Here is a 25,949-nt window from a genome sequence, read left to right as displayed (position 1 = left end):
GGAGCGACCCGGTGACGCAGGTATCGGACATCGGTGGCGATACGTCCGTCGGCGGCAAGCCCGTCGAGCGGCGCGACCGCGTCATCATCCGGTTCGCCGGCGACTCGGGCGACGGCATGCAGCTCACCGGCGACCGGTTCACCTCGGAGACCGCGCAGCTCGGCAACGACATCTCCACGCTGCCGAACTTCCCGGCCGAGATCCGGGCGCCCGCCGGGACGCTGCCCGGCGTGTCCAGCTTCCAGGTGCACTTCGCCGACTACGACATCCTGACCCCCGGCGACAAACCGGACGTCCTGGTGGCGATGAACCCGGCCGCGCTCAAGGCCAACGTCGGCGACCTGGACCCCGGCGCGACGATCATCGTCAACACCGACGAGTTCACCCCGCGCAACCTCAAGAAGGTCGGCTACGCCAGCAACCCGATCGAGGACGGGTCGCTGGCGGCGTACCACGTGCACAGCGCCGCGCTGGCCACGATGACGATCGACGCGCTGGCCGAGCACGACGTGGCGAAGAAGGACGCCGAGCGGGCGAAGAACATGTTCGCGCTCGGGCTGCTGTCGTGGCTGTACTCCCGGCCGTACGAGTCGACGCTGCGCTTCCTGGAGCAGAAGTTCGCCAAGCGGCCCGACCTGGTCACCGCCAACGTGGCGGCGTTCCGGGCCGGCTGGAACTTCGGCGAGACCACGGAGACCTTCGCCGTCCGGTACGAGGTCGCCCCCGCCCCGATGCCGGCCGGCACCTACCGCAACATCACCGGCAACGCCGCGCTGGCCCTCGGCCTGGTGGCCGCGTCGGTGCGGGCGGAGCTGCCGCTGTTCCTGGGCGCGTACCCGATCACCCCCGCCTCGGACATCCTGCACGCGCTCAGCAAGCACAAGGGCTTCGGCGTGGTCACCGTGCAGGCCGAGGACGAGATCGCCGCGATCGGCGCGGCCGTCGGCGCCGCGTACGGCGGGGCGCTCGGGGTGACCACCACCAGCGGCCCGGGCGTCGCGCTCAAGGGCGAGACGATCTCGCTGGCGCTGATGCTGGAACTCCCGCTGGTGATCGTCGACGTGCAGCGGGCCGGCCCGTCCACGGGCATGCCGACCAAGACCGAGCAGGCGGACCTGAACATGTCCCTGTTCGGGCGGCACGGCGAGGCGCCGGTGGCGGTGATCGCCCCGCGGTCCCCGGCGGACTGCTTCGACGCGGCGATCGAGGCGTGCCGGATCGCCCTGACCCACCGGACGCCGGTGATCCTGCTCAGCGACAACTACGTGGCCAACGGCTCCGAGCCGTGGCAGCTCCCCGAGGTCGCGGCGCTGCCCGACCTGCGGACGCCGTTCGCGACGGCGCCGAACGGGCCGGACGGGACGTTCCTGCCGTACCTGCGCGACCCCGAGACGCTGGCCCGGCCGTGGGCCGTGCCCGGCACGCCGGGGTTGGAGCACCGGATCGGCGGCCTGGAGAAGGCCGACGGGACGGGTGCGATCTCGTACGACCCGGCCAACCACGAGCACATGGTGCGCACCCGGGCCGAGCGGATCGAGCGGATCGTGGTCCCGGATGTCGAGGTCGAGGACCCGGACGGGGGCGCGCGGGTGCTCGTGCTCGGCTGGGGCTCGACGTACGGGCCGATCGGGGCCGCCTGCCGGCGGCTGCGGGCCGGCGGGCACCGGATCGCGCAGGCGCACCTGCGCCACCTGGCGCCGCTGCCGGGCAACCTCGGCGACGTCCTGCGCGCGTACGACCGGGTGGTCGTCCCGGAGATGAACCTGGGCCAGCTCGCCATGGTGATCCGGTCCCGGTACCTGGTCGACACCGTGCCGGTGCACCGGGTGCGCGGGCTGCCGTTCACCGCCGCCGAACTGGAATCCGCGCTGCTGGAGGTGGTCGTCCGTGGCTGAGCTGAACGGCGCGCGCAACGGCGCGGTACCGGTGAAGCTGACCATGAAGGACTTCAAGTCGGACCAGGAGGTGCGCTGGTGCCCCGGCTGCGGGGACTACGCCATCCTCGCCGCCGTCCAGGGCTTCCTCCCCGAACTGGGCATCCCGCGGGAGAACATCGTCTTCCTCTCCGGCATCGGCTGCTCATCCCGGTTCCCGTACTACCTCAACACGTACGGCATGCACTCCATCCACGGCCGCGCCCCCGCCATCGCCACCGGCCTGTCGGTGACCCGGCCGGACCTGTCCGTGTGGGTGATCACCGGCGACGGGGACGCGCTGTCGATCGGCGGCAACCACCTGATCCACGCGCTGCGGCGCAACGTCAACCTCAAGATCCTGCTGTTCAACAACCGGATCTACGGGCTGACCAAGGGGCAGTACTCCCCCACGTCCGAGTCCGGGAAGATCACCAAGTCGACGCCGGCCGGCTCGGCGGACGCCCCGTTCAACCCGGTGTCGCTGGCGCTCGGGGCGGAGGCCACCTTCGTCGCCCGGACGATCGACTCCGACCGCAAGCACCTGCAATCCGTGCTGCGCGCGGCCGCCGGGCACCCCGGCTCGGCGTTCGTCGAGATCTACCAGAACTGCAACATCTTCAACGACGGGGCGTTCGAGCCGCTCAAGGACGCCGACACCAGGGACGACTACCTGCTGCGGCTCGAGCACGGGCAGCCGATGACGTTCGGCGCCGAGGGCCAGTGGTGCGTGGCCCGCACCGGCGGCGGCTTCGGGCTGGAGGTCCGGCCGACCGGCGCGGTGCAGCCGGACGAGATCGTCGCGCACGACGCGCACGTGGTCGACCCGTCGTACGCGTTCGCGCTGTCCCGGCTGCCGCGGCCCGACCTGCGGCACACGCCGATCGGGGTGTTCCGGGACGTGCCGCGGCCGACGTACGACGACACGGTCCGGCACCAGGTCGACGAGGCGCGGTCCCGGGTGACGGGGTCGGCGGAGGAGCGGCTCACGGCCCTCCTGCACGCCGGCGACACCTGGACCCTCTGACCACGTTCCCGGCTGCCCCTCCACCCGGCGAGCGGTACCGGCGCACCCTGCCGCGGCGGCTCGACCGCCGGCAGGGCGGTCGGTGCGGGCGGGCGCGGGTAGGCCGGGGCGGCGGTGAACGGGTAGGCGCGGAGCCGCTCGTCGTCGTCCGCCCACGCCACCGCCGCCTGCGTCGCCACGCACCCGAGGACCGCGAGCCCCACCAGCCGCGCCGTCGGCAGCCGGCGCCGCCACCCCGCCCGCGCCGACCCCGCGATGCCCAGCGGCCGCAGCCCGGCGGCCAGCACCGGCGGCTCCGGCGCCCGGCGGCCGTCCGCGCTCAGGTACAGCAGGGCGAGCGGGAGCAGCGCCGCCCCGAACAGCGGCAGCACGGCGGCCAGCCCCGCCGCCGCGGCCGCGACCGCGGTGGCCGCGGCGACCCGGGCGCCCCGGTACCGCAGCAGCGGCAGCAGCAGGAACGGCGCGGCCTGCAGGGCCAGGCCGACCGCCGCGACGGCGGCGGCGTGGCCGGGGGCCGGTGCCGCCGGCCACGGCAGCCCGCCCGCGGCGGGCGGGCGCAGCGCGGCCAGGTGGCGCAGCGCGTCGGCCAGCAGCGGGGCCGGGCCGGCGGCGAGCTGGCCGTGGACGGCGTTGAGCAGGTACAGCGCCAGCAGGATCTGCGCGCCGCGGACCGGTACCCCGTACCGGGCGCCGGGCGGCGGGGCGTCCACCCCGCGGGCGGCGCTGCGGCGGGCGTCCAGCGCCAGCGCGTCGCCGACGGGGGCGAGCAGCAGCGGCAGGCCGGCGAGGAAGGTGGCGCTCTCGCCCTGGCTCCACGGTAGACCGAACGAGTAGGACAGCGAGACGAGCAGCAGGCCGCTGCCGTACGCGGTGAGCAGGGCGGCCCGGGCCAGGTAGCCGACCAGCAGGGCGAGCGTGGCCGTGACCGCGACCGCCAGCAGCGCGGTGAGCAGGGCGGGGCCGAGCAGCGCGTGGTCCAGCAGGCGGGCGATGCCGACCGGGCGGTACCGGTCCGCGGGCTGGTCGGCGACGAGCCGCGGGGTGTCCCGGTGCCGGGCCAGGACCACGAGCAGGGACGCGGCGAGCGCGATGCGGGCGAGGGCCGCGGTGCGCGGTCCGGGGTCGGCGACGTAGCGTCGGGCCCACGTCACGAGGAGCGCCATAACAGCCCTAACGATATGGCCAACCGGCCGTTGCGGACGGTCCGAACGGTGGACCCCGAAAGCCGGGTAGTGCACCGGAATAGGTCCCCTGTGGAGCGACGGCAGGGAGCGGGGACGGCAGGGAGCGGGAGGGTGTGCTGGCGCCGGGGACGCCGGGCGCCGCGCGCTGGTCGCACCGGGCCGGCGGCCTCCCGGGCGTCGCCGACCCGCGCCGGTCGAGCCCGGCCGGCGATGGCGCGTCGCCCCACCGCCGCCGCGGCCGGGACCGGACCGGGTCCGTGATCGGCCGCAGCGGGTGCCGTCGAACATCACCGGGAGGCGTCAGGTGGGGGTGGGGCCGGGGTGGTCGGGGCGGCCGCGGTCCGGGCGGCCGGGTGCCGGGCGGTCGCCGCCGCGGCGGCGGCCCGCCGGCCGGGTGGGGCGGGGTCCGCGCCCGGCCCACCACATCACGGCGCCGCGCACTCGGTCAGCTCCGCCACCAGCCGGGCCCGGCGCGGCGGCTCGCCGCACAGCGCGGTGTGCAGCAGGACCGGCCCGGCCGGCGGCGCCGGGAACAGGACGGCCAGCTCGGCGCCGTCGGCGACCGCGTCGACCGGTACGGGCTCGCCGGTGCGCAGGTCCAGCGCCCGCAGCCGGACGTCCTGCGCCGGCACCGGGCGGGCCGGCGCCGGCAGGGCGCGGCGCAGCGCGCCCTCGACGGCCCTGGCCACCCGCGCCGGCGCGCCGGCGCCGGCGGGGCGGTCGGGCGCGAGGCTGGTGCGGATGCGGCAGGTCAGCGGCGTGTCCGCGACCGGGTTCACCACCAGGTACGGGCTGTGCGCCGCGCCGATGCGCGGGTCGCCGCCGGAGCCGATCGCGCCGCCGGCGCTGACCAGGCCGGACCACTCCGCGGTCCGGCCGTCGACCGGGCCGGTGCCGGTGGGCGCGACGGGCGCCGCCGGGGTGACGTCGAGGCGGTCGATCCGGACGCCGGCCGGGCCGGCGGGCGCGAAGCCGGCGGCCACCTCGGCGGGGAGCCGGGCGGCGGCGTCGGCGAGGTCGACCACGAGCAGGCCGTCGGCGGGGACGGCGCCGGCCGGTACGACGAAGCAGACCCGGGCCCGGACGTGGTCCGCGCCGCGCCGGGCCCGGGCGAGCAGCACGCCGCGCCGGACGTCGCCGGTGGCGCTGACCAGCAGCAGCCGGGGGCGCTCGTCGTCGGGGGTCCGGCCGGGGCGGGCGGGCACGCCGGGGCCGACCCGGGCCGCGCCGGGGTCGGCGGCGGGTACGGCGCCGTACGCGCGCCAGTCGCCGGCCGCCCGGTCCAGCCGCAGCTCGACGGTGACGTGCAGGGCGTGGTCCACCGGCGCGAGCGCCACCCCGACGAGGCCGGCGGGCGCGGCGCAGCGGCCGACGATCCGCCGGCCGCGGACGACGTGGTCGACGACGGCGAGCGCCGGGTCGGTGCCGGCGCCGAGGCTGCCCGGTACGGCGAGCGCGGCGGCCGGCGCGTCGTACCGGGTGGTCGGCGCGCTCACTCGGCCACCGCCGGGGCGGCGGGCGCGTCGGCGTCGGCGCGGCTGTGCGGCACGGCCGCCGGGGCCGGGCGGCGGGCCGGCTCGGGCCCGCCGGGCAGGTCGACCCGGGTGAGCAGCGGCAGCCGCTGGGTGAACGCCCGCTCGACGGCGGCGAACACCGGTTCGGCGTCCGGCTCGACGTGCCGCAGGTGGGCGGTCAGCGCGCGCAGCAGGTGCTCGGCGGGCCACAGCTCGTACGGCGGGACCAGCCCGGACGCGACGTCCCCGCCGGCGTCGGCGAGCCAGCGCCACAGCCGGGCCCGGGCGACGGCGTCGGGCGGCAGCGGTGACCGGCCGGCGCGCAGCGCGGCGACGCACTCGCCGAGCAGGCCGCCGGGGTCGGCCACGTCGGCGGCGGGCAGGGCGAGGCCGCAGCCGGTCCACGGGCCGCGGCCGGCGGCGAGGACCGGGACGCCGTACCCGGCCAGCGTCGGGCCGAGCCGGCCGTGCAGGACCACGCCGAGGTCGGCGAGGGCGAGCAGCGCGTTGCGGCTGAGCGCCCGGCCGGGCAGGAAGCGCAGGTGGTCGGCGCCGGCGTGCGCGGCGGCGAGGGCGGCGACGCTGCCGGTGCGGTCGTCCTGGGCCGGGTGGTCGAGCAGCAGCCAGTTCGCCGCGGGCAGGTCGCGGGCGTGCGCGGCGGTGCGGGCGTACCAGTCGGCGACCTCGGCGGCCGGGCCGGTGGGCGCCTCGGTGACCGGGCGGTGGCCGACGACGACGGTCGGGCGGGCGGGGTCGAGGCCGTACCGGGCGGCGACGTGCGCGCGCACCTGCCGGCGCTGCGCGGCGGTGGCCAGCTCGACGGCGTCGGGCAGCAGGCCGGCGGGGCGGCCGAGGCCGCGGCGGGCGCGCCACGCGGTGTGCTCGGCGGCGGGGGCCAGCTCGGCCCGGCGGGCCCAGACCCGGCCGGCGAAGTACTCGGCGAGCAGCGGTTCGAGGGCGTCGGCGAACGGCGCGTCCGGCGGGCTGTGGCCGGGGAACAGGCAGTACGCGCGCAGGCCGCCGCGCGGCTGGACGGCGAGCACGGGCACGTGTGCGCGGCGGGCGGCCCGGACCGCGAGCCCGGCGCCGTCGTCGGTGGTGTCGGCGGCGACCAGCGCGACCGGGCGGCCGACGGCGAGGACGTCCTCGTACACGGCGGCCCGGGCGCGGGCGCGCAGGCCGGCGAGGCGGTACTCGGGCGCGGTCCGGCGGCGGGCGGTGAGCGGGCCGCGGGTGCGCCGGCGGTGGCCGGTGTCGACGTACGGGGTGAGCGCGTGCGCCGCGTCCGGCGGCCCGCCGCCGGCCGCGCGGGCGGCGAGCGCCGTGACCCGCCGCTCGGTCCGGCCGGCGATGTCGACGATCTCGTCGGCGGCGTACGCGGCGGCGAGCGGGCCCAGCTCGGGCGGCTCGCCGTCGGCGCCGGCGAGCAGGACCAGCCGGGCGGGGTGCAGCCGGCGGACGGCGTTGGCGAGGGTGAGCACGCGCAGCAGCACCCGCGGGTCGGGGTGCCCGACCTCGGCGAGCACCACCTGGTCGGCGTGCGGCGCGGCGAGCTGGCCGCACCAGTAGACGTGCGCTTCGTCGAGGAAGCGCTGGTACGTCACCTGGTCGACATCACCCCACACACCCCGGATAACGGGACTGACCAGGTAAAGAAACGCATTTCGGACGGGGTCAGCGCCGGGCCACCGCGTTCGGGGTCCGGCAGCGGCGCCCCTCGGCCGGGCTCGGCGCGGGGATGGCCAGCGCCACCTCGGCCGCCTCGGCCAGGCTCCACGTGGCCCCCTGGGCGTACGCGGCGTCGAACGCCGGCCCGCCCAGCGCCCGGGCGCGCTCCTCGCGCTGGGCGAAGAACGGCGCCGCGACGTCGGCGACCGCGCTGCGCGCGGCCCGGTTCGCGTCGGCAGCGCCGAACAGCCGGGCGGCGGTCAGCCCGTCGCCGGTCGCCGCGCAGCGCACCGCGACCCCGGCGATCGTGTTGCAGGCGGCCAGCTCGAAGCCGAACGCCACCTGCGCCCGCAGCGCCCCGCTCAGGTGGTGGTGCGCCGAGACCAGGTCGTCGCGGGCCAGCGCGGTCAGGCCGAGCGCGGCGTCGATCGTCCGCCGGCCGCGCACGGCCGGCCGGGACGCCTCCACCGGGCGGGCGCCGACCAGCAGGTCGACCAGCTCCGACCAGGCCCCGCGCTGCCAGAGCAGCGTGCCGAGGCCGTGCACGGCCGGCAGCGCGTCGCCGGCCATCCGCAGCGCCGCCGCGCGGCGCAGCACGTCGCGGTACCCGTCCTCGGTCGCCTCGACCGGCGCCCACGCGTCGACCAGCAGGCACAGGCCGGGGTCGTCGAGGGAGCGGGCCAGCCGGCGGGCCCGGCCGGCGAACACCGCGGCGGCCGGGGCGTCGGCGGCCGCGGCGGCCAGCCGGCTGTGCAGCAGGAACAGCTCGACCAGCAGCGGGCCCTGGCCGGGCGGGGTGGCGTCGGTCAGCGGGTCGGGGCCGCCGAGCCGGCCGTACAGCCGGCACAGCCAGGCCCGGGCCCGGGCGGTCGCGCCGCGCTCGATCCACCACGCGTCCAGCGCCCGGACCAGCCGCAGCGCCTGCCACGGGTCGCCCGCGGCGACCGTCCAGGCCAGCGCGTCGTCGATCTCGCCGCGCAGCGGGTCGATCGCGGACAGCGCCCAGGTGGCCGGGCGCCCGTCCTCGGCGACGTGCTGAAGCGCCAGCTCGCGGGCCACCCAGCGGGCGTGCCGGCCGCGGGCCGCCGCCTCCTCGCCCGCGCCGGCCAGCCGCCGGGCCGCGTACGCGCGGACGGGCCGCAGGAGCTGGTACCGCACCCCCGCCGGGTCGGGCACCGCCTCCACCAGCGACACGTCCACGAGCGTGGCCAGCGGCTCCAGCGGGTCCTCCTGGATCACCCAGCGGATCGCCTCGGCCGGCACCGGGCCGGCGAACACCGACAGCGCCCGCAGCAGCCGGGCGGCCCGGCCGGGTAGCCGCCGGTACGACCAGCCGACGCTCTCGGCCAGGCTGGTCATCCGCCCGGCCGCCGCGCCCCCGGCCGCCGGCTCGACCGGCTCCGGCCCGGCCGCGCCGACCAGCTCGTCCAGCCGGGCGGGCAGGTCCGCCACCGGTACGCAGCGCAACTGCGCCGCGGCCAGTTCCAGCGCCAGCGGCAGGCCCTCCAGCCCGGCGGCGACCTCCTGCAGCACGGGCAGCTCGGCCCGCTCGACCGCGCGCCCGCCGCGGGCGGCCTCGGCCCGGCGGCGCAGCAGCGTCAGCGCGTCGCTCGGCTCCCCGCCCGGCCCCGGCTGGAAGCCCATCGGCGGGGTCCGCCACACGCACTCCCCCGGCACGCCGAGCGGCTGCCGGCCGATCACCAGCAGCCGGGTGTCGCCGCAGCCGGCGAGGAGCTGCGTCGCGACCTGGGCGAGCACGTCCGGCGCGACCTCGCAGGTGTCGAGCACCAGCAGGACGTCGTGCGCGGTGGTGATCTCGGCCATCCGCGGCGGCAGCCCGCGCCCGGTCTCCAGCCGCACGCCCAGCCCGGCGGCGACCGCGGCCGGCACGGCGGCGGGCGCGAGCCCGGCCAGGTCGACGTACCAGACGCCGTCGGCGAACCGCTCGGTCTGCCCGGCCGCGACCCGCACGGCGAGCCGCGTCTTGCCCACGCCCGGCGCGCCGACGACGGTGACCAGCCGGTGCGCCTGGAGCAGCGCCCGCAGGTCGGCCCGCTCCCGCTCCCGCCCGACGAACGGCGTGACCGGGGCCGGCAGGTTGTGCCGGACCACGCCCGAGGTGCGCGGCCGGGGGAAGTCGCGGTCGACGCCCGGGCAGGTCAGTTGCAGCAGCCTGGTCCGGCCGTCGAACCCGCGCAGCCGGTGCAGCCCCAGGTCGCGCACCTCCACGTCGGCCGGCAGCGCGCCGGCCTCGCGGGCCGTGGCCGCCGAGCAGAGCACCTGCCCGCCGTGCGCGGCCGAGGCCACCCGGGCGGCGCGGTGCACCTCGGGGCTGGCGTACTCGCCGGCGGTCGGGACGGCGTACCCCGTGTGCAGGCCCATCCGGACCCGCGGCCGGGCGCCGGCGGGCCAGTCGCACCGGTACAGCGCGCGCTGCGCGGCCAGGCAGCCGTCGATCGCCTCGCGGGCGCCCGCGAAGGCGAGGAAGAACGAGTCACCCTCGGTGAACAGCTCGACGCCGTGCACGGTCAGGTGGGCCCGCAGCACGCGGCGGTGGGCGGTCAGCAGCGCCTGGTACCGGTCGCCCAGGACGCGGGCGAGGCGGGTCGAACCCTCGATGTCGGTGAAGACGAACGTGACCTGTCCACTGGGCGCTGCAACCCGTGCCGGCAATCGGTAACCTCCGCCCTGCTCGTCACCCGTCAGCAGATCACATTGCGGCGACCGGGCACACCGGCTGATCCGGTAGCTGACCCTCGGTAGGTCGACCCGTCACCCCGCACGGGTCGCCGCGGGTCACCGCGCTGGTCACCGGGGGTGGGTGGTCGACCGTGGTGATCCGAGATGGACCCCGAGCCTAGTGGGTCTTGGCAACCCGCTCGCCGGCAGTACGGGCGGTGTGATGCGCCTCGCTGCGCCATACTGGCGGGGTGAGTGGGGCGCGCGCCGGTACCGACCCGGCCGCGGCGGCCGCCGACGGCGGCGCCGCGGCGACCGAGCGACCCCCCGGGCCGCCGCCGCGGGTGCGCGCCGCGACCCCCGACGCCGCGGTCACCCCCGGCCGCCCGGCCGTCCGCCCCGGCACCCCCGCCGACGCCGCCCGGCACCGCGGCGCGGCCGCGCCGCCGCCGCACCGCACGCTAGGCGGCTGGCTGCGCCACCCCGGCGTGGGCCTGGCCGCGCCGTACCTGGTCATGGTGGCCCTGATCGCCGCCTCGGTGCTCACCGGCGGCCTGCTGCCCGACCTGCGCGACCCGCCCGCCGCGGACGCCGCGCCCACCACCAACCCCACGCCGACCCTGGACGGCGGCGCGCTGCCCACCGGCGGGCCGACCGGCACCGGCGCCCCCACGTTCGGCCCGACCGGCCTGCCGCCGACCGGCACCACCGGCCGCCCGGCCGACACGCTGCGCGGCTGGGCCGCCGGCCTGGCCACCCGCACGGTCATCCCGCCGACGGCGCTGGAGGCGTACGGGTACGCCGAGCTGGTCGTCGGCCGCACCCTCCCCCGCTGCCGGCTGAGCTGGACGACGCTCGCCGCGATCGGCCTGGTCGAGTCCGGCCACGGCAGCCACAACGGCGCCCAGCTCGGCCCCGACGGCAAGGCGCTGCCGACGATCATCGGCCTGCCGCTGGACGGCAAGGAGGGCCGGGCGCCGATCAAGGACACCGACAGGGGCGTCCTCGACGGCGACAAGGTCTGGGACCGGGCCGTCGGCCCGATGCAGTTCATCCCGACGACCTGGCAGCGCAGCGGCGCCGACGGCGACGGCGACGGGATCAAGGACCCGAACGACCTCGACGACGCCGCGCTCGCCGCCGGCCAGTACCTCTGCGCCGGCGGCCGGGACCTCGGCGACGCCGCCCAGTGGTGGCGGGCGATCCTGGCGTACAACAACCTCGCCCCTTACGCGCAGAAGGTCTACACGACCGCCAACGACTACGGCGTGCGAAGCCGCAGCTAGCGCGATACTCGGTCGGGTGTGCAGGGCGCTTCCGTCGGGCGTCCATTACGGGCAAGCTAGACGGGTGCTGTTTCGCGAGTGGGATGCCCGTACCGCGTCGGAGGTCGAGGTGGCGGCGCTGTTGACGCTGCTCAACGCCGCGCTCACGGCCGACCAACCCGGTGATCCACTGTGGCGCAACACCCTCTTCCGCGAGAACATCGCCGAGCTGATGCCCGGCCAGCGCCGGCAGGCGTGGATCGCCACCGACGGTGACGGCGTGCTGCGGGGGCACGTGAGCATGCTCCTGATGGGTGACACGGGCGTGATCGAACTGGTGGTCGACCCGGCCGTCCGCCGCCGCGGCCTGGGCCGGCAGTTGCTGGGCCGGGCGGTCCGCTGGGCGCACGCGCAGGGGTACGCGTCCGTCGGCGTCGAGGTGCCCGGCGACACCCCCGGCGTCGACTTCTACGAGGGCCTGGGCTTCCGCCGGGCGTACGCCGAGGTGCGCAGCATCCTCGACCTCGCCACCGTGGACTGGCTGGCCCTCGGCGAGATGGCCCGCGGGATCGGCTCGGGGTACCGGCTGGCGTACCACAGCGGCGGGCCGCCGACCGAGCTGCTGCCCTCGTACGCCCTGGCCAAGGCCGAGATGCGCAACGCCGGCGACGAGGGCGACCTGGAGCTGCGGCCCAGCTCGTACGACCCGCAGCGGCTCACCGAGAGCATCGCCTGCCTGCACCGCCGCGGCCTCGCCCCGCACGTGATCGTGGCCATCCACGAGCGCAGCGACGACGTCGCCGGGCTGACCGAGGTGGTGGTGCCCGCGCAGCGGCCGAGCCGGGCCGACCAGTACGACACGGTGGTGGTCCCCGACCACCGCGGGTACGGCATCGACCGCGCGATGAAGGCCCGGATGCTGTTCGAGCTGCGCGCCGCCGCCCCGCGGGTGCACGAGGTACAGACCTGGAACGACCCCGAGGACCAGCACCTCATGAAGATCAACAGCGACATGGGCTTCCGGACCGACCGGCCCTGGCTCGAGTACGAGGCCGAGGTCGCCGACCTGGTCACCCGCCTGGCGCCGTAGCGACCGCATCCACCCCGCGCGATCGGGTGACGCCCGGGGCGTGGCCGCGCGCCCGCCCCGGCCCGGCCGCTTATCGTCGCCGCGGCAGCAAAACTCGTGGATGGGGTGGATCGATGAGCGCGCGACGTGGGTGGATCGGGGCGGCCGCAGTGGCCGCGGCGCTGCTGGGGACGCCGGGGCCGGCGCAGGCAGCCGTCACGTACCCGACCGACGTGCCCTTCCACTGCCAGGTGCAGGAGGGGAACCGGCGCCACCCGTACGCGTGGAACATGTACATCCAGTGCCGCAACGGCGTCCTCGTCGCGGAGCACACCTGCCCCGACGGCGCCGCCTGGAACAACAACAAGGGCGCCTGCGGCGACGGCGTCCGCAAGGTCACCGACTTCGGCGTCCGCTGGCTGGTCGAGCCGAACGCGGCCGGCGACGAGGGCACCCTGACGTACACCCTGACGGCGACGTCCGGGATCGACCGCAGCGGCGTCCGGGTGCACGGCACGCTGCCGGCCGGCGTCACCTGGAACGAGGGCCACCGCTGCTACCACGACTCGGCCGACCGCGCCGTCGACTGCTTCCTGCGGCCCACGGCCGCGGGCGACGGCGGCCCGACCGCGACGGCCCGCTTCGTGACGACGGTACCGCTGACGACGCCGGCGACGATCGAGCAGACGCTGGGGATCACGTCGACGCTGCCGCGCGACAGCGACCCGGCGAACAACGCGGTCAGCGCCCGCTGCGAGGTCGCCGACCGCGCCCTGCGCTGCGCCTGACCGGGCTACGTCCACGGCGGTGCGTCCGCGGCGCGGGGGACGTGTATCCGGCTGCTTCGCGGAGGTGATGCGGAGCGGCCTCCGCCGGTAAGGTCTGCGGATGGGCCCGGGCGATGCGAGATCGGTCTCCGCAGCCTGCTCGCCCCCGGCGGCAGCCGTGAGTGATCTCGCTGCGGCGAGCTGGCCGTACCGGGAGCCGGCGGTGTACGACGCGCTGACCGCCGACCCCGCCGGCGATCGGGCGGCACGGATACTCGCCGTCCTCGACCACCACCGACCCGCCCGCCCGCGCTCGCTGCTCGATGTCGGCTGCGCGACCGGCCACACCCTCGCCGGTCTCGCCGCGGCGATCGACGACCTCGTCGGCGTCGACCTGCTCGCCGGCCTGGTGGCGCTGGCCAGGGCCACCAGGCCGCACCTGGACGTGCGGCGGGCGGACATGACGGCGCTCGCGCTCGGCCGGACGTTCGAGGCGATCACCTGCCTCGGTTACACGATCAACTATCCCGACGCGGCGGGCGCGGGGGCGACGCTGCGCCGGCTGGCCGCGCACGCCGCACCGGGTGCCACGCTGATCGTGGAGGCCATGGCCGGCACGCCGCCGCTCGACCGGTCGACGGTGCACCGGGTCGAGGTGGCCGGGGTCGCCGGTACGGCGACGGTGACGCATCGCCGCGCCGGACCGTGGCTGGTCACCGAGCGCCGCTGGTGCTTCCCCGGCGACCCGCCGCGGGTCGAGGTGGACCGGCTGCGCCGCCGCCCGGTCCCCGCCGTCGACTGGCCGGACATGCTCGCCGCGGCCGGCTGGCGCCCGCTGCTGGTCAGCGTCGACGGCATCGGCGCGACCCCGCCGGACGGCACGGCCCTGGTGGTCGCGGCGCGCGCCCGAGGGGTGGGTGCCGACTGTGCCGCCGGGGGCGTCCGACCGACCGAATGACGGGGTGCCCGCGGTCCCGGTCCGGACCGCGGGCACCGCCCCGCGCCCCGACTAGTCGACGGCCGCGTAGCCGCTGTCGGGCGCGGAGTCGGAGGCGTCCAGACCCCCCGCGTCGTCCACCTGCGCGTAGGACAGGTGCGCGCTGTAGTACAGCTCCGCGGGGTTGTCGATGCAGGACAGCGGGAACGTGAAGACGTTGGTGCCGTCGACGTGGGCATCCTTCGCCGTGCACAGCACCTCGCCGTTCCCCCAGACGTCGGCGGTCGGGCGCTCCTTGTCGCCCGCGCGGAACACGAGGTGGAATTCCGTGAACGACTCGTCGTTGTCGGTGTCGATCCGGAATACCGAGCCCGTGAGGACGTGCTTCCACAGCGGGTCCCGCTGCGGGTCGGTGGGCTGGGCCGTCTTGAAGCCCAGCTCCAATTCGGCCCCGACGCGGCGCCCGTTGGCGACGATGATGTCGGCTTTCGGCTGCTCGGTGGGGAAACCGGTCTCCGCGATGACGTCGCCGGTCGGGTCGGTGACGGGCGAGGCGGGGCCGGCGGCGAGGGCCGAGCCGGCGGCCCCGGCGATGACCGCGGGTACCGCGAGGGCGGCGATCAGCAGTCGGCTGGTCAGGGATCGCGTGGGGGGTACTCCCGGTGCTGTGGGTGGGAATTCACTTCGGATGACGTTGTCACCCGCACCACTGTGTGAATAATCCCAGCGATCCATATAGCTCATCTATGGCGACTGCCGATAGCATTTTGACTTTCGACCAATTACATGGAACAAGGGAGCGCAGGGCATAGCACGCGCCGGGCGCGGTACGAAAAGAGATACCGACTGTGGATATCACACGTCAGCGGCGGAGCAGGGCCGCGGCCTCGACCGCCCAGTACGTGAGGATCAGCGAGGCGCCCGCCCGGCGCAGGGCGGTCAGCGACTCCAGGATCGCCGCCTCCCGGTCGATCCAGCCGTTCGCCGCCGCCGCCTCGACCATCGCGTACTCGCCGGAGACCTGGTACGCCCCGACCGGCACCTCCACCGCCGCGCGGACGGCGGCGAGCACGTCCAGGTACGGCAGGCCGGGCTTGACCAGCAGGATGTCGGCGCCCTCGGCGACGTCCAGCCGGGCCTCGCGCAGCGACTCGGAGACGTTCGCCGGGTCCTGCTGGTACGTGCGCCGGTTGCCCTGCAGCGCCGACTCGACCGCGTCGCGGAACGGGCCGTAGAACGACGAGGCGTACTTGGCCGCGTAGGCCAGGATGCCCGTGTCGGTGTACCCGGCGCGGTCCAGGATCGCGCGGACCGCGCCGACCTGGCCGTCCATCATCCCGGACGTGCCCAGCAGGTGCGCCCCGGCGGCGGCCTGGGCGAGTGCCAGCTCGCCGTACGCGACCAGGGTGGCGTCGTTGTCCACCGCGCCGTCGGGGGCGAGCAGGCCGCAGTGGCCGTGGTCGGTGAACTCGTCCAGGCACAGGTCGCTCATCACGACCAGGTCGTCGCCGGTCTCGGCGACGACGTCGGCGATGGCGACGTTCAGCACGCCGGCCGGGTCGGTGCCGGCGGAGCCGGCGGCGTCGCGGTGCCGCGGTACGCCGTACAGCATCACCCCGCCCAGCCCGGCCGCCGCCGCGCCGGCCGCGGCCTTGCGCAGCGACTCGCGCGAGTGCTGCACGACGCCGGGCAGCGACGCGATCGGCCGCGGGGCGTCGAGGCCCTCGCGGACGAACAGCGGCAGCACGAGCTGCGCCGGGTCGACCCGGGTCTCGGCGACGAGGCCGCGCAGTGCGGCGGTGCGGCGCAGCCGCCGCGGCCGGGACAGCGGGTAGCCCACGTCAGGCCCGGAAGCGCAGCGCGGTCGGGCCCTGGACCTTGGCGCCGCGGCGCTGCTTGGCGGGCATCGTGGCGAGCTTCTCGCGCAGCTCGATGGCGTACGCGGCCAGGGCCTCCACCTGGTCGGGCACGCTGGCGTGCTCCGGCCGGACGTCGACCCGCAGGCCGAACTCGGTGGCGGTCTCGGCGGTCTTCGGGCCGATCACCGACACGACCGTGCGGGCGTGCGGCTTGCCGGCGATGCCGACGAGGTTCCGGACCGTCGAGGACGAGGTGAACAGCACCGCGTCGAAGCCGCCCGACTTGATCGCGTCGCGGATCTCGGCCGGCGGCGGGGCCGCCCGCACCGTCCGGTACGCGGTCACGTCGTCGACCTCCCAGCCGCGCTCGGTGAGCCCGGCGGCGAGCGTCTCGGTGGCGATGTCGGCGCGGGGCAGCAGCACCCGGCCGACCGGGTCGAGGATCTCGTCGTGCGGGGAGAACTCGGCCAGCAGGCCCTCGCTGGACTGCTCGCCGGCCGGGATCAGCTCCGGCTGGATGCCGAAGGACCGGACGGCCTCCGCCGTCGACTCGCCGATACAGGCGATCTTGACGCCGCCGAAGTGCCGGGCGTCGAGGCCGTGCTCGGCGAACTTCTCCCAGACCGCGCGGACGGCGTTGACCGAGGTGAAGACCACCCAGGCGTACCGGCCGTCGACCAGGCCCTTGATCGCCCGCTCCATCTGGGCCGGCGTGCGCGGCGGCTCGACCGCGATCGTGGGTACCTCGCAGGCGATGGCGCCGTACCCGCGCAGCAGCGCGCTCATCGCGCCGGCCTGCTCCTTGGTCCGCGGCACGAGCACCTTCCACCCGTACAGCGGGCGGGACTCCCACCAGCCGAGGGTGTCCCGGTCGGCGACGGCCTTGCCGACGGTCAGCACCACCCGGCCGGTGAAGCCGAGCGCGGCGTTGACGAAGCTGTCCAGGGTGGACGTGGTGGTGTACTGGGTCTCGCCGGTGCCGTCGCCGGTCACCGCGACCGGTACGTCCGCGGCGATCCCGGCCCCGCGCAGGCCCTCCTGGACCGCGCCCAGGTCGGCGGCGTCGACGGCCAGCGCCAGCGGCCCGCGGGCGGCGGCCGCGGCGAGCGCCGCGAAGTCCAGCGCGGCCACGTCCTCGACGTCGGCGGCGGCGCGCAGGCCGGTCAGCGGCACCCCGGCGTACGCGGCGACGCCGGCGGCCCGGCCGATGCCGGGGACCACCTCGAACGGCACCGCCGTGCGGGTGACCGCCTGCACCTCCTGCACCACCGACTCCAGCCCGAACGGGTCGCCGGCGATCAGGTGCACCGCCGGCTGCCCGGCCTTCGCGGCGGACAGCAGGACCTTGGCGATGTCGCCCGGCCCGCCCTCGGCGACGCTGTACTGCGGCAGCTCGGTGCGGGTCCCGGCCTCGACCGCCGCGGCGGCCTCGGCCCGGACGGCGTCGAGCAGCGTGGCCGGCAGCGACCGGTCGTAGAGGACCTGCCCGGCGTCGGCGAGGGCCGCCCGGGCCCGGCCGGTGAGCAGACCCGGGTCGCCGGGCCCCGCCCCGACGAACGAGATCCGCCCCACGGGCTTACGGCTGCGACTCATCGTGCACTCCCGGATTGCGACCCGCGGCCGGCGTCCCCCGGCTGCGGATTCTCGTCGGTTCCCGCGCCCGGCGCGAGAAGGTCGTCGGCCCCGGCGTCCCGCAGGTCGGCGGCCAGCTCGCGGCCGATGACGGCGGCCGCGGGCTCGGGGTCGGTGGTGGGCAGAGCGGCGGTGCGGGACAGCCGGATGGCGCGGGCCCCGTCCGGGCTGATGACCGCGCCGCGCAGGTACAGCTCCAGCGTGCCGTCCTCGTCCTCGGCCAGTACGGCGAGCGCCGCGATGGGCGTGCTGCACCCGGCTTCCAGGGTGGCCAGCAGCGCCCGCTCGGCGGCGACGCAGAGCCGGCTGTCGAGGTCGTCGATGCCGCGCAGCAGCGCGGGCAGGTCCGCGTCGTCGTCGGTGACCGCGGTGGAGCGGCACTCCACGGCGAGCGCGCCCTGCGCCGGCGCCGGCAGCATCAACATGGGGTCCAACGACTCGGTGATCTCGTCGGCGCGGCCCAGCCGGGCCAGGCCCGCCCGGGCGAGCACGACCGCGTCCAGCTCGCCCTCGGCGACGCGGCGCAGCCGCGTGTCCACATTGCCCCGGATCGGCCGGACGTCGAGCTGGAGCCCGAGCGCGTGCAACTGGGCCACCCGGCGGACCGCGCCGGTGCCGACCCGGGCGCCGGGCGGCAGCGCGGACAGCGGCAGGCCGTCGCGGGCGATCAGCGCGTCCCGCGGGTCCTGCCGCTGCGGTACGGCGGCGACGATCAGGCCGTCGGCGGGCGCGCTGGGCAGGTCCTTGTACGAGTGGACCGCGAAGTCGATCTCCTTGGCGAGCAGCGCCTCGCGCAGCGCGGAGACGAACACGCCCACGCCCAGCTCGGGCACCGGCCGGTCGGACCGGTCGCCGGTCGTCCCGATCTCGATCAGCTCGACGGCGCGGCCGGTGCGGGCCCGCAGCGCGTCGGCGACCTGCTCGGCCTGGGCCAGGGCCAGGGCACTGCCCCGGGTACCCAGACGCAGCGGGGTCATCGGTCACCACCTTCCAGCGAGGGGACGGAGCCCGCGGAGGTCGTGTGCGGCACGTCCAGGTCGAACAGCTCCCGCAAGAGCGAGGCGTACTGGTCACCGCCGGGGGCGGCGGCGAGCTGGCGGACCCGGACCGTCGGCGAGTGCAGCAGCCGCTGCACCACCCGGTGCAGGGCGTGCGCCATCTCGGCCCGCTGGTCGTCGGTCAGCTCGGGGCGGCGCTGGGCGAGCCGGGCCAGCTCGGCGGCGACGACGTCCTCGGCCCGGGCGCGCAGCGCGGCGACCGTCGGGGCGATGTCGGCGCCGCGCAGCCAGCTCAGGAACGCCTCCACCTCGGCGTCGACGATCCCGTCGACGGCGGCGGCGTCGTCCGCGGCCGGCCCGCCGCGGAGCTGGTGGCTGAGCGCCTCGATGTCGACCAGCCGGACGCCCGGCAGCTCCGCCACGGCGGGGTCCACGTCGCGCGGCACGGCGAGGTCGAGCAGGATCAGCGGCGGCGCGCCGGCCGGCCGGCCGGCCACGGCCGCGGCGACGGTGGGCGCGTCCAGCACCGGCTCGGCCGCGGCGGTCGCGGTGACCACCACGTCGACCGCGCGCAGCGCGCCGGGCACCCCGTCGTACGGCAGGACCTCGGCGGCGTACGCGGCGGCGAGCCGCTCGGCCCGGACGGAGCCGCGGTTGGCCACCCGGATCGGGGCGGCGCCCACCCGGCTGAGCGTGGCGACGGCCAGCGCGCCCATCGCCCCGGCGCCGACCACCAGCGCGGGTACGCCGGCCAGCCCGACCACGCCGGCCGGCCCGGCGGCGGCGTCCTGCGCCGGGGTGGGGCGGCCGGGGTCGGCGAGGGTGGCGGCGGCGACCTCCAGGGCCGCGCTGACCACGCTCTGCCCGGCCCGGTCGATGCCGGTCTCCGAGTGCGCCCGCTTGCCGACCCGCAGCGCCTGCTGCATCAGCTCGTGCAGCAGCCGGCCGGGGGCGTCGCAGGCGGCGGCCGCGTCGTACGCGGCGCGGAGCTGGCCGAGGATCTGCGCCTCGCCGACGACCATCGAGTCCAGGCCGCAGGCGACCCGGTACGCGTGCCGGACGGCGGCGTCGGCGTAGTGCACGTACAGGTGGGGGGCCAGCGTCGCCGACGGCACCCCGGCCCGGGCGGCGAGCACCGCGCAGACGTCGTCGAGGCCGCCGTGGAAGCCGGAGACGGCCGCGTACACCTCGACCCGGTTGCAGGTCGACAGCAGCACGGCCTCGCCGACGTACGCCCCGGCGACGAGGTGGTGCAGCACCTCGGCGGTGGCGTCCGGCGGCACGGCGAGCCGCTCCAGCAGCGCGACGGGCGCGGTGCGGAACGACAGTCCGACCACGAGCAGGTTCATCGCGGCAGCGCCTCCGCTCCGGCACCCGGATACCCGGCGCCGTTGGTGGACGACTTGCGGTGCTCGTGGAACGACAGGATCTGGAGCTCGACCGCGAGGTCCACCTTACGGACATCCACGCCGTCGGGCACGGTGAGCACGCACGGGGCGAAGTTGAGGATGCTCGTGATGCCGGCGGCGACGAGCTGGTCGGCGACGGCCTGCGCGGCGGCGGCCGGGGTGGCGATCACCCCGATGGCGACGGCCTCGGCGCCGATGACGTCGCCCAGGTGGTCGACGTGCCGGACCACGAGGCCGTGCAGGGTGGACCCGACCAGCCGGGGGTCGGCGTCGAACAGCGCGGCGATCCGGAACCCGCGGCTGCCGAAACCGGCGTACCCGGCCAGGGCGTGCCCGAGGTTGCCGACGCCGACGAGGGCGACCCCGCGCCGCTTGGTCAGGCCGAGCACCTGCTCGATCTGGGCGATCAGCAGGTTGATCTCGTACCCGACGCCGCGGGTGCCGTACGAGCCGAGGTGGGAGAGGTCCTTGCGCAGCTTCGCCGAGTTCACCCCGGCGGCGGTGGCCAGCGCCTCGCTGGAGACGGTCTCGTTGCCGGCGTCGGCGGACTGGTGCAGCGCGCGCAGGTACTCCGGGAGCCGGGCGACGGTCGCCTCCGGGAGATCCGGGAAGTCCGGGCCCGGGGTGGTGCCCGGGGCGGGTCCGGAAGTTGCCTGGCTCATCTGACTCCGACACATGCGGGTCGCGGGCCCCGCCCGACATGCGGGCCACCCGCGGCTGGTCTCCGGGCGGCCGCGGCGGGCCCCCGATGCTGGCTGGCCCGGCCCCGTGGTGCGGCGCGCGGACGGCAGTCCACGGCCGCCCCGGCGGGTCGGACCGAACTACAGCGTAGGCGCTTGTGAACGCACGCACAAATCGCGATCTTGGCAGCTCGGACGGGCTACGCCCGGCCCGGGCCGGGCACCCCGGGCACCCCCGGGGCAGGTGATCCACATGGGTCCCCGGGCCCCGTCACCGGCCCCCGGGGTCCCGCCACCCCCGCTCGCGGCCCCGCCCGACGCTGCCCGGAAGGGCAGCGCGCGACCCGCCGGCGGCGGTGGTCGACGGGCGGCCGGGGCGGGTGGGGGCGGTCGGGGCGGGAGTGACGTTGGGCACCCGGCGCCGCCCGGGTCAGGCGGCCACGGCGGCCAGGGCCACGGCGCCCAGCAGGGTGTCGGCGACCGGTACGCCGCGGGCCCGGAGCTGGGTCGGGTCGGTCAGGCCGCCGGTGTAGAGGACGCAGGCCGCGCCGACCGCGGCGGCGGCGTCCGCGTCGTCGAGGGTGTCGCCGATCAGCACCACCCGCTCGCCGGGCAGCTCCAGCGCGGCCAGGTGCGCGCGCAGGTGGGCGACCTTGTGCCCGCCGCCGACCTCGTGCCGGCGGCCGTCGATCCGGCGCAGCAGGGCGTCCAGCCCGTACCCCTCCACCGCCGGGACCAGCTCGTCGTGGAACCACATGGACAGCAGCGACTGGCTGCCCCGCCAGGCGCGCATCGCGGCCTCCGCGTCGGCGGCCAGCCCGGTCTTGACCAGCCCCCGCCGGTACGCCTCGTGGAACACGACGTCGAGCCGGGCGAACTCGTCGGCGTCCACCGCCCGGCCGAGCACCTCGCCGTAGTAGTCGGCGATCGGCCGGCGGAACTGCCGCCGGTGCACGTCGCTGCTGATCTCGGGGCCGCCGACGCTGGCGAACGCCACGTTCGTCGCCGAGATCACCAGGGCGAGGTCGTCGAGCAGCGTGCCGTTCCAGTCCCAGACCAGGTGCGGGCGCCTCACCTCGGCGCCGCCAGATCGCGCCGCAGCCGCTCCTCCTCCACCCGCCAGTAGCCGTGCTCGCGGCCGTCCAGCAGGATCACCGGGACCCGGTCGCCGTACTCGCGCTCCAGCTCCGGGTCGGCCGCGACGTCGACCTCGCGCCACTGCTCGCCGGTCTCGGCGGCCAGCCGGGCGAGCGCCGCCTTCGCGTCGTCGCACAGGTGGCACTCGGCGCGCGTGATCAGTTCCAGCCGCGGCTCGGTCACGGTCCCTCCCCCTCGTCGGCCCGGTTCTCGTCGGCCCGGTTCTCAAGGTAGAGGGCGCCGTCGGCGTCGGCGTGCGCGCGGTCCCCGGTGGCCCACCAGCCGTCCGGGTCCGGGCCGCCGCGGCCGTCCGGCCAGTAGCCGGTGAACAGATTCGGGCCGCGGACCACGATCTCGCCGTCCGGCGGGGGCGCGCCGTCGTCGGCCCGGGTCGGCACCGCCACGCCGTCCCGGCCGCGCAGCCGCACCTGGACGCCCGGCAGCGGGTGGCCGATCCGGACGCCGCGCCGGTCCGACTCGGCCCCGGCGAGCGTCGTGGTGAGCACCGGGGCGGCCTCGGCGAGCCCGTACCCGGCGAAGATCCGGTGCCCGGTGCGGGCGCTGAACCGGCGGGCGACCGCCGGGCCGGGCGGGCGCGGGCCGCAGGCGGCGAGCCGGACGGTCTCCAGCGCCGGCCCGAGATCCGGCAGATCCACCCAGCCGGCGTACAGCGCGGGCACGCCGAGCACCGTCGTCGCGTGGTGCGCGGCGACCAGCTCGCGCAGCCGGGCCGGGTCGGCCCGGTCGGCCAGCACCCCGCACGCGCCGTGGTACGCGACGGCACCGAGGCCGCAGTTGAGCCCGTACGCCTGGTGCAGCGGCGCCGCCAGCAGCACCGTGTCGTCCCCGCGGACCAGCGGCGGCTCGACCCGGGAGAGCTGCTCGTGGTGGGCCAGCAGCGCCCGGTGCGGCAGCATCGCCGCGCCGCCGGGCACCGGGTCCCCCGGCGGGTACAGCAGCACCGCCGGGCACTCCGGCCCGGCCGGCACCGGCGCGGCCGGCGGGTCGAGCGGGCGCAGCCCGGCGTCGGTCAGCTCGGCGAACGCGCCGGCGTCGGCGGCGATCGCCGCCCGCCGGGGCGCGGGGGCCCGCGGATCCACCGGTACCGCGACCAGCCCGGCGCGCAGGCAGCCGAAGTACGCCGCCGCGAACGCCAGCCCGTCGGCGGGCGCGATGAGCAGCCGCGGCGGGCAGTCGCCGGGGCCGGCGGCGGGCGTCGGGAGCGCGGCGAAACCGGCGGCGAACGCGCTCACCCGGGCGTCCATTTCCGCCCACGTGAGGATGGTCACGCCGTTCCGGAACGCCGGGCGCCCCGGGGTACGCTGCGCCGCATCGCGAACATAATCGGACAGATCAGCAGAACCCGTCAGAGGGGTACGGGGGTCCTCCACGGTCTCCGAGTGTGGCACATCACGCGCTCGTCGCGGATACCCCGAAAGTTCGCGCCGGCCCCGCGTGGCGACACACCGGAACGGACAGGCTGTGCGACTTCATTTGCGGGATCAACGGAAGAATCCCGCTCTCAGAAAGTGAATCTACGCACTCGGGTGACGGTGGCCTATCATCTTTAGGTCGACTCGCCCCTTTTCGTACCGAGTCGCCACCCCTCATACTGAGGAGGCCGCTGTGCCCGTTTTCGCGCCCCCCACGCACCGCACAGCGCGGTGCCCGGACGCGAACGACACCCCCATCGCCATTCGCCGGGCGGTACCGCACCGCCCACCGCAGCGGCGGACACCCACCCAGCGGATCAGCGAGGTGAATGCATGACCGGGTACGCGCACTCCGGTGGACTGCCGGGAACCCCGGCGCGGCAGGTGCTGGCCGACGGCATGGCGATGATCGGTACGGCTCTCACCGAACTGCTCAGCCGCAGCGTGGCCGTACGCGGCGGCGACGGCGTGAAGCGGACGCGGAACCGGCCGCACAGCGCCGACCCGCACACCCGGCCCGGTACGGGCAACAGCGCCAAGCCGCTCAACGGCCGGGGCGTGGCCAGCCCGGCCCGGCCGGCGATGCCGCAGCAGCCCGGCCCCGCCGAGCCGCCCGGCGAGTCCGGCGGCGACCGCCCGGCCGCGGTCGGCACCGCCCGGGTCGGCCCCGAGCGCCCCCCCGCCGGCCCGCCGGCGACCCCGCCGCCGAGCCGGCCGGACCGCGGCGACCCCGCCGCCGAGGTCTGGGCCCTGGTCGAACGCGCCCAGGCCGGCGAGGCCGAGGCCTTCGGCCTGATCTACGACCGGTACGTCGACACGGTCTTCCGGTTCATCTACTTCCGCGTCGGCAACCGCCAGCTCGCCGAGGACCTGACCTCGGACACGTTCCTGCGGGCGCTGAAGCGGATCAGCTCCTTCACCTGGCAGGGCCGCGACCTCGGCGCCTGGCTCGTCACCATCGCCCGCAACCTCGTCGCCGACCACTTCAAGTCCGGCCGGTACCGGCTCGAGGTCACCACCGGCGACGTCATGGACGCCGACAAGCCCGAGTACGGCCCCGAGGGCAGCCCCGAGGCCGCCGTCGTCGACCACATCACCAACGTCGCCCTGCTCACCGCCGTCAAGCAGCTCAACCCCGAGCAGCAGGAGTGCATCGTCCTGCGCTTCCTGCAGGGCTTCTCCGTCGCCGAGACCGCCCGCGCCATGGGCAAGAACGAGGGCGCGATCAAGGCCCTCCAGTACCGCGCCGTGCGCGCCCTGAACCGACTACTCCCGGACGGCTTCCGACCGTGATCGATACCCCCCTCATCGACCGCTCCAGACCGCGCCGGTGCGCACACCCCCGCACACCGGACACCGCACCGCTCCGGCGGGATATTCACGGCCGTCGCCGAACCGGGCGCGCAGCCGTAACCAATCGCACCCGTTCGGGGTTGACCGGGGTACCGACACCCCCCACTGCCCGACTACTGCACAGCGGCACTCCCGCCGCCACCGCAGCTTTCGACGAAAGCAGGTGCCCGCGGTGAAAACGATGCTCTTCGGCCGTCTGCGGGTCGAACGGTTTCACCAGCTCGTTGAGGATCCGCCGGCCGCCCGCCGGCGCCGCTCCCGCACGTCGGCCGACGACGAACTCGCGGCGCTCGCCGCGCTCGCCCGCCGCGGTACCGGGCTGGGGGACGCCCTGGCCCCGCGCTCCGCGCCGGAGGACGAATTCCGCACCGGGCTGCGCGCGCTGCTCGTGGCCACCGCCGAGCGGGAGGGCATCGGCGTCACCGCCCGCCACCCCGAGCCGGCGGCCGCCCCGGCGGCCGGCCGGCGGCGGTTCCTGCCCCAGCTCAGCCGGACCCAGGCGCGGATCAGCGCGCTGGTCGGCATCACGGTGGGCGCGGTCGTCCTGTCCGGCATGTCCTTCGCCAGCGACAACGCGCTGCCCGGCGACGCCCTGTACCCGGTCAAGCGGGTGACCGAGCGGGCCGGGCTGGGCTTCACCACGTCCGACGTGGAGCGCGGCGAACGGCACCTCGCGCTGGCCAAGGGCCGGGTCAACGAGGCCGTCGCCGTCCGGCAGGACCCCGGCAGCTTCGACCGGGTGCTCACCGACATGGAGAACGATGTCCGCGACGGCGTCCGCCTGCTCACCACGGCGGCGGTCAAGGAGCGGGACCCGGCGCCGCTGCAGTCGGTCGACGGCTTCGTCACCAGCCAGCGGATGGCCCTCGGCGGGCTGATCGGCCAGGTGAACGTCAACAACCGCAGCCGGACCCTGTGGTCGCTGCTGCTGCTGGACTCCGTCGCCAAGCGGTCCCAGGGACTCAACAACGCGCTGAGCTGCGGGGCGGGCATCGCCGGTACGGACAACCTCGGCCCCAAGCCGCAGGCCCGGCCGTGCGGGGCGGCCGCCACGCCGACCCCGCGGGACAGCGCCGCCGCCCCCGAGCGGACCGCGAACCCGCCGACCAGCCGGGCCCGGACGACGCAGCCGACCACCGGCAGCACCGGCACCCCGCGCACCGCGCCGACGGCCGAGCCCAGCGCGGACGACGAGTCCGAGGTGACACCCAGCCGCGGCACGGGCAACAGCCGCAGCGAGGACCCGCCCGGCCTGCTCGACCCCCTGCTCGGTACGCCGGGCGACGGCCGGGGCGACTGAGGCTGGAGCGCCGCGCGGCCGCCCAGTGGCCCGAGCGTGACCCACGGACGGCGCCCACCTGAACGGGTGGCGCGCCGTTCGCGCGTGTGCGGCCAATGCCCGCGCGGCCGGATACCCTCGGGCGG

General features: G+C 76.8%; 20 protein-coding genes. 8 read left to right on the top strand and 12 right to left on the bottom strand.

Going from position 1 to position 25,949, the window contains the following annotated elements; all coding sequences use genetic code 11:
* Positions 1-29: 29 nt before the first annotated feature.
* Positions 30-1,895, top strand: a complete 1,866-nt coding sequence (locus IEY94_RS10915) for a 2-oxoacid:acceptor oxidoreductase subunit alpha (RefSeq protein ID WP_268244837.1) — start codon at positions 30-32, stop codon at positions 1,893-1,895.
* Between the two features lie 43 nt (positions 1,896-1,938).
* The gene (locus tag IEY94_RS10910; RefSeq protein ID WP_189170248.1) at positions 1,939-2,940 is read left to right on the top strand and encodes a 2-oxoacid:ferredoxin oxidoreductase subunit beta; all 1,002 of its coding nucleotides are present in this window, start codon (positions 1,939-1,941) and stop codon (positions 2,938-2,940) included.
* A 1,609-nt stretch (positions 2,941-4,549) separates the two neighbouring features.
* Here the strand turns inward: IEY94_RS10910 and IEY94_RS10905 are convergent.
* The 3 genes from IEY94_RS10905 to IEY94_RS10895 form a co-directional block, all read right to left on the bottom strand.
* Positions 4,550-5,620 carry a hypothetical protein gene (locus tag IEY94_RS10905; RefSeq protein WP_189169998.1) on the bottom strand — a complete coding sequence of 357 codons (1,071 nt, stop codon included), beginning with the start codon at positions 5,618-5,620 and terminating at the stop codon, positions 4,550-4,552.
* Positions 5,617-7,242 (bottom strand): hypothetical protein, encoded by a 1,626-nt coding sequence (locus tag IEY94_RS10900; RefSeq protein ID WP_189169997.1) that lies wholly within the window; start codon positions 7,240-7,242, stop codon positions 5,617-5,619. The genes IEY94_RS10905 and IEY94_RS10900 overlap by 4 nt, the downstream gene beginning before the upstream one ends.
* Positions 7,243-7,312: 70 nt before the next feature.
* Positions 7,313-9,979 (bottom strand): ATP-binding protein, encoded by a 2,667-nt coding sequence (locus IEY94_RS10895; protein ID WP_189169996.1) that lies wholly within the window; start codon positions 9,977-9,979, stop codon positions 7,313-7,315.
* A gap of 257 nt (positions 9,980-10,236) precedes the next feature.
* On the opposite strand from IEY94_RS10895, the gene IEY94_RS10890 reads away from it, so the two are divergent.
* From IEY94_RS10890 to IEY94_RS10875, 4 genes are all read left to right on the top strand, one after another.
* Positions 10,237-11,271 (top strand): lytic murein transglycosylase, encoded by a 1,035-nt coding sequence (locus tag IEY94_RS10890; protein ID WP_229783572.1) that lies wholly within the window; start codon positions 10,237-10,239, stop codon positions 11,269-11,271.
* 67 nt (positions 11,272-11,338) lie between these two features.
* Positions 11,339-12,340, top strand: a complete 1,002-nt coding sequence (locus IEY94_RS10885) for a GNAT family N-acetyltransferase (RefSeq protein ID WP_189170246.1) — start codon at positions 11,339-11,341, stop codon at positions 12,338-12,340.
* A 113-nt stretch (positions 12,341-12,453) separates the two neighbouring features.
* On the top strand, positions 12,454-13,107 hold the full coding sequence (locus IEY94_RS10880; protein WP_189169995.1) for a chitin-binding domain-containing protein: 654 nt from the start codon (positions 12,454-12,456) through the stop codon (positions 13,105-13,107).
* Between the two features lie 157 nt (positions 13,108-13,264).
* The gene (locus IEY94_RS10875) at positions 13,265-14,044 is read left to right on the top strand and encodes a class I SAM-dependent methyltransferase (RefSeq protein ID WP_189169994.1); all 780 of its coding nucleotides are present in this window, start codon (positions 13,265-13,267) and stop codon (positions 14,042-14,044) included.
* 51 nt (positions 14,045-14,095) lie between these two features.
* Here IEY94_RS10875 and IEY94_RS10870 read toward each other — a convergent pair whose 3' ends face one another.
* The 9 genes from IEY94_RS10870 to IEY94_RS10830 form a co-directional block, all read right to left on the bottom strand.
* The gene (locus IEY94_RS10870; RefSeq protein ID WP_189169993.1) at positions 14,096-14,758 is read right to left on the bottom strand and encodes a hypothetical protein; all 663 of its coding nucleotides are present in this window, start codon (positions 14,756-14,758) and stop codon (positions 14,096-14,098) included.
* Positions 14,759-14,885: 127 nt separating this feature from the next.
* A complete protein-coding gene (hemB, locus tag IEY94_RS10865; RefSeq protein WP_189169992.1) occupies positions 14,886-15,863 on the bottom strand; it encodes a porphobilinogen synthase in 978 nt (325 codons plus the stop codon).
* 1 nt (position 15,864) lies between these two features.
* Positions 15,865-17,475 (bottom strand): uroporphyrinogen-III synthase, encoded by a 1,611-nt coding sequence (locus IEY94_RS10860; protein WP_189169991.1) that lies wholly within the window; start codon positions 17,473-17,475, stop codon positions 15,865-15,867.
* On the bottom strand, positions 17,472-18,491 hold the full coding sequence (gene hemC, locus IEY94_RS10855) for a hydroxymethylbilane synthase (protein ID WP_189169990.1): 1,020 nt from the start codon (positions 18,489-18,491) through the stop codon (positions 17,472-17,474). The genes IEY94_RS10860 and hemC overlap by 4 nt, the downstream gene beginning before the upstream one ends.
* Positions 18,488-19,861 (bottom strand): glutamyl-tRNA reductase, encoded by a 1,374-nt coding sequence (locus IEY94_RS10850; protein ID WP_189169989.1) that lies wholly within the window; start codon positions 19,859-19,861, stop codon positions 18,488-18,490. The genes hemC and IEY94_RS10850 overlap by 4 nt, the downstream gene beginning before the upstream one ends.
* The gene (locus IEY94_RS10845; protein WP_189169988.1) at positions 19,858-20,583 is read right to left on the bottom strand and encodes a redox-sensing transcriptional repressor Rex; all 726 of its coding nucleotides are present in this window, start codon (positions 20,581-20,583) and stop codon (positions 19,858-19,860) included. The genes IEY94_RS10850 and IEY94_RS10845 overlap by 4 nt, the downstream gene beginning before the upstream one ends.
* A gap of 448 nt (positions 20,584-21,031) precedes the next feature.
* Entirely contained in the window at positions 21,032-21,676 is a 645-nt protein-coding gene (locus tag IEY94_RS10840) for an HAD family hydrolase (protein WP_189169987.1), read from the bottom strand.
* Positions 21,673-21,921, bottom strand: coding sequence for a glutaredoxin family protein (locus tag IEY94_RS10835; protein WP_189169986.1), 249 nt, complete (start codon positions 21,919-21,921; stop codon positions 21,673-21,675). The genes IEY94_RS10840 and IEY94_RS10835 overlap by 4 nt, the downstream gene beginning before the upstream one ends.
* Positions 21,918-23,129: a class I adenylate-forming enzyme family protein gene (locus IEY94_RS10830; RefSeq protein ID WP_189169985.1), complete on the bottom strand. Its 1,212-nt coding sequence runs from the start codon at positions 23,127-23,129 to the stop codon at positions 21,918-21,920. Before IEY94_RS10830 ends, IEY94_RS10835 begins: the two co-directional genes overlap by 4 nt.
* Before the next feature lie 447 nt (positions 23,130-23,576).
* On the opposite strand from IEY94_RS10830, the gene IEY94_RS10825 reads away from it, so the two are divergent.
* Both IEY94_RS10825 and IEY94_RS10820 read left to right on the top strand, forming a co-directional pair.
* Complete coding sequence (locus IEY94_RS10825) at positions 23,577-24,464, top strand: ECF subfamily RNA polymerase sigma factor, BldN family (protein ID WP_189170245.1); 888 nt, start codon at positions 23,577-23,579, stop codon at positions 24,462-24,464.
* Between the two features lie 241 nt (positions 24,465-24,705).
* Positions 24,706-25,824 (top strand): DUF5667 domain-containing protein, encoded by a 1,119-nt coding sequence (locus tag IEY94_RS10820; RefSeq protein WP_189169984.1) that lies wholly within the window; start codon positions 24,706-24,708, stop codon positions 25,822-25,824.
* Positions 25,825-25,949 lie beyond the last annotated feature (125 nt).

Source organism: Pilimelia anulata (assembly GCF_014647895.1).
GTDB classification, from domain to species: domain Bacteria; phylum Actinomycetota; class Actinomycetes; order Mycobacteriales; family Micromonosporaceae; genus Pilimelia; species Pilimelia anulata.
Note: the sequence above shows the minus strand (reverse complement) of the source record. Positions and strands in the feature narration are given on the sequence as shown.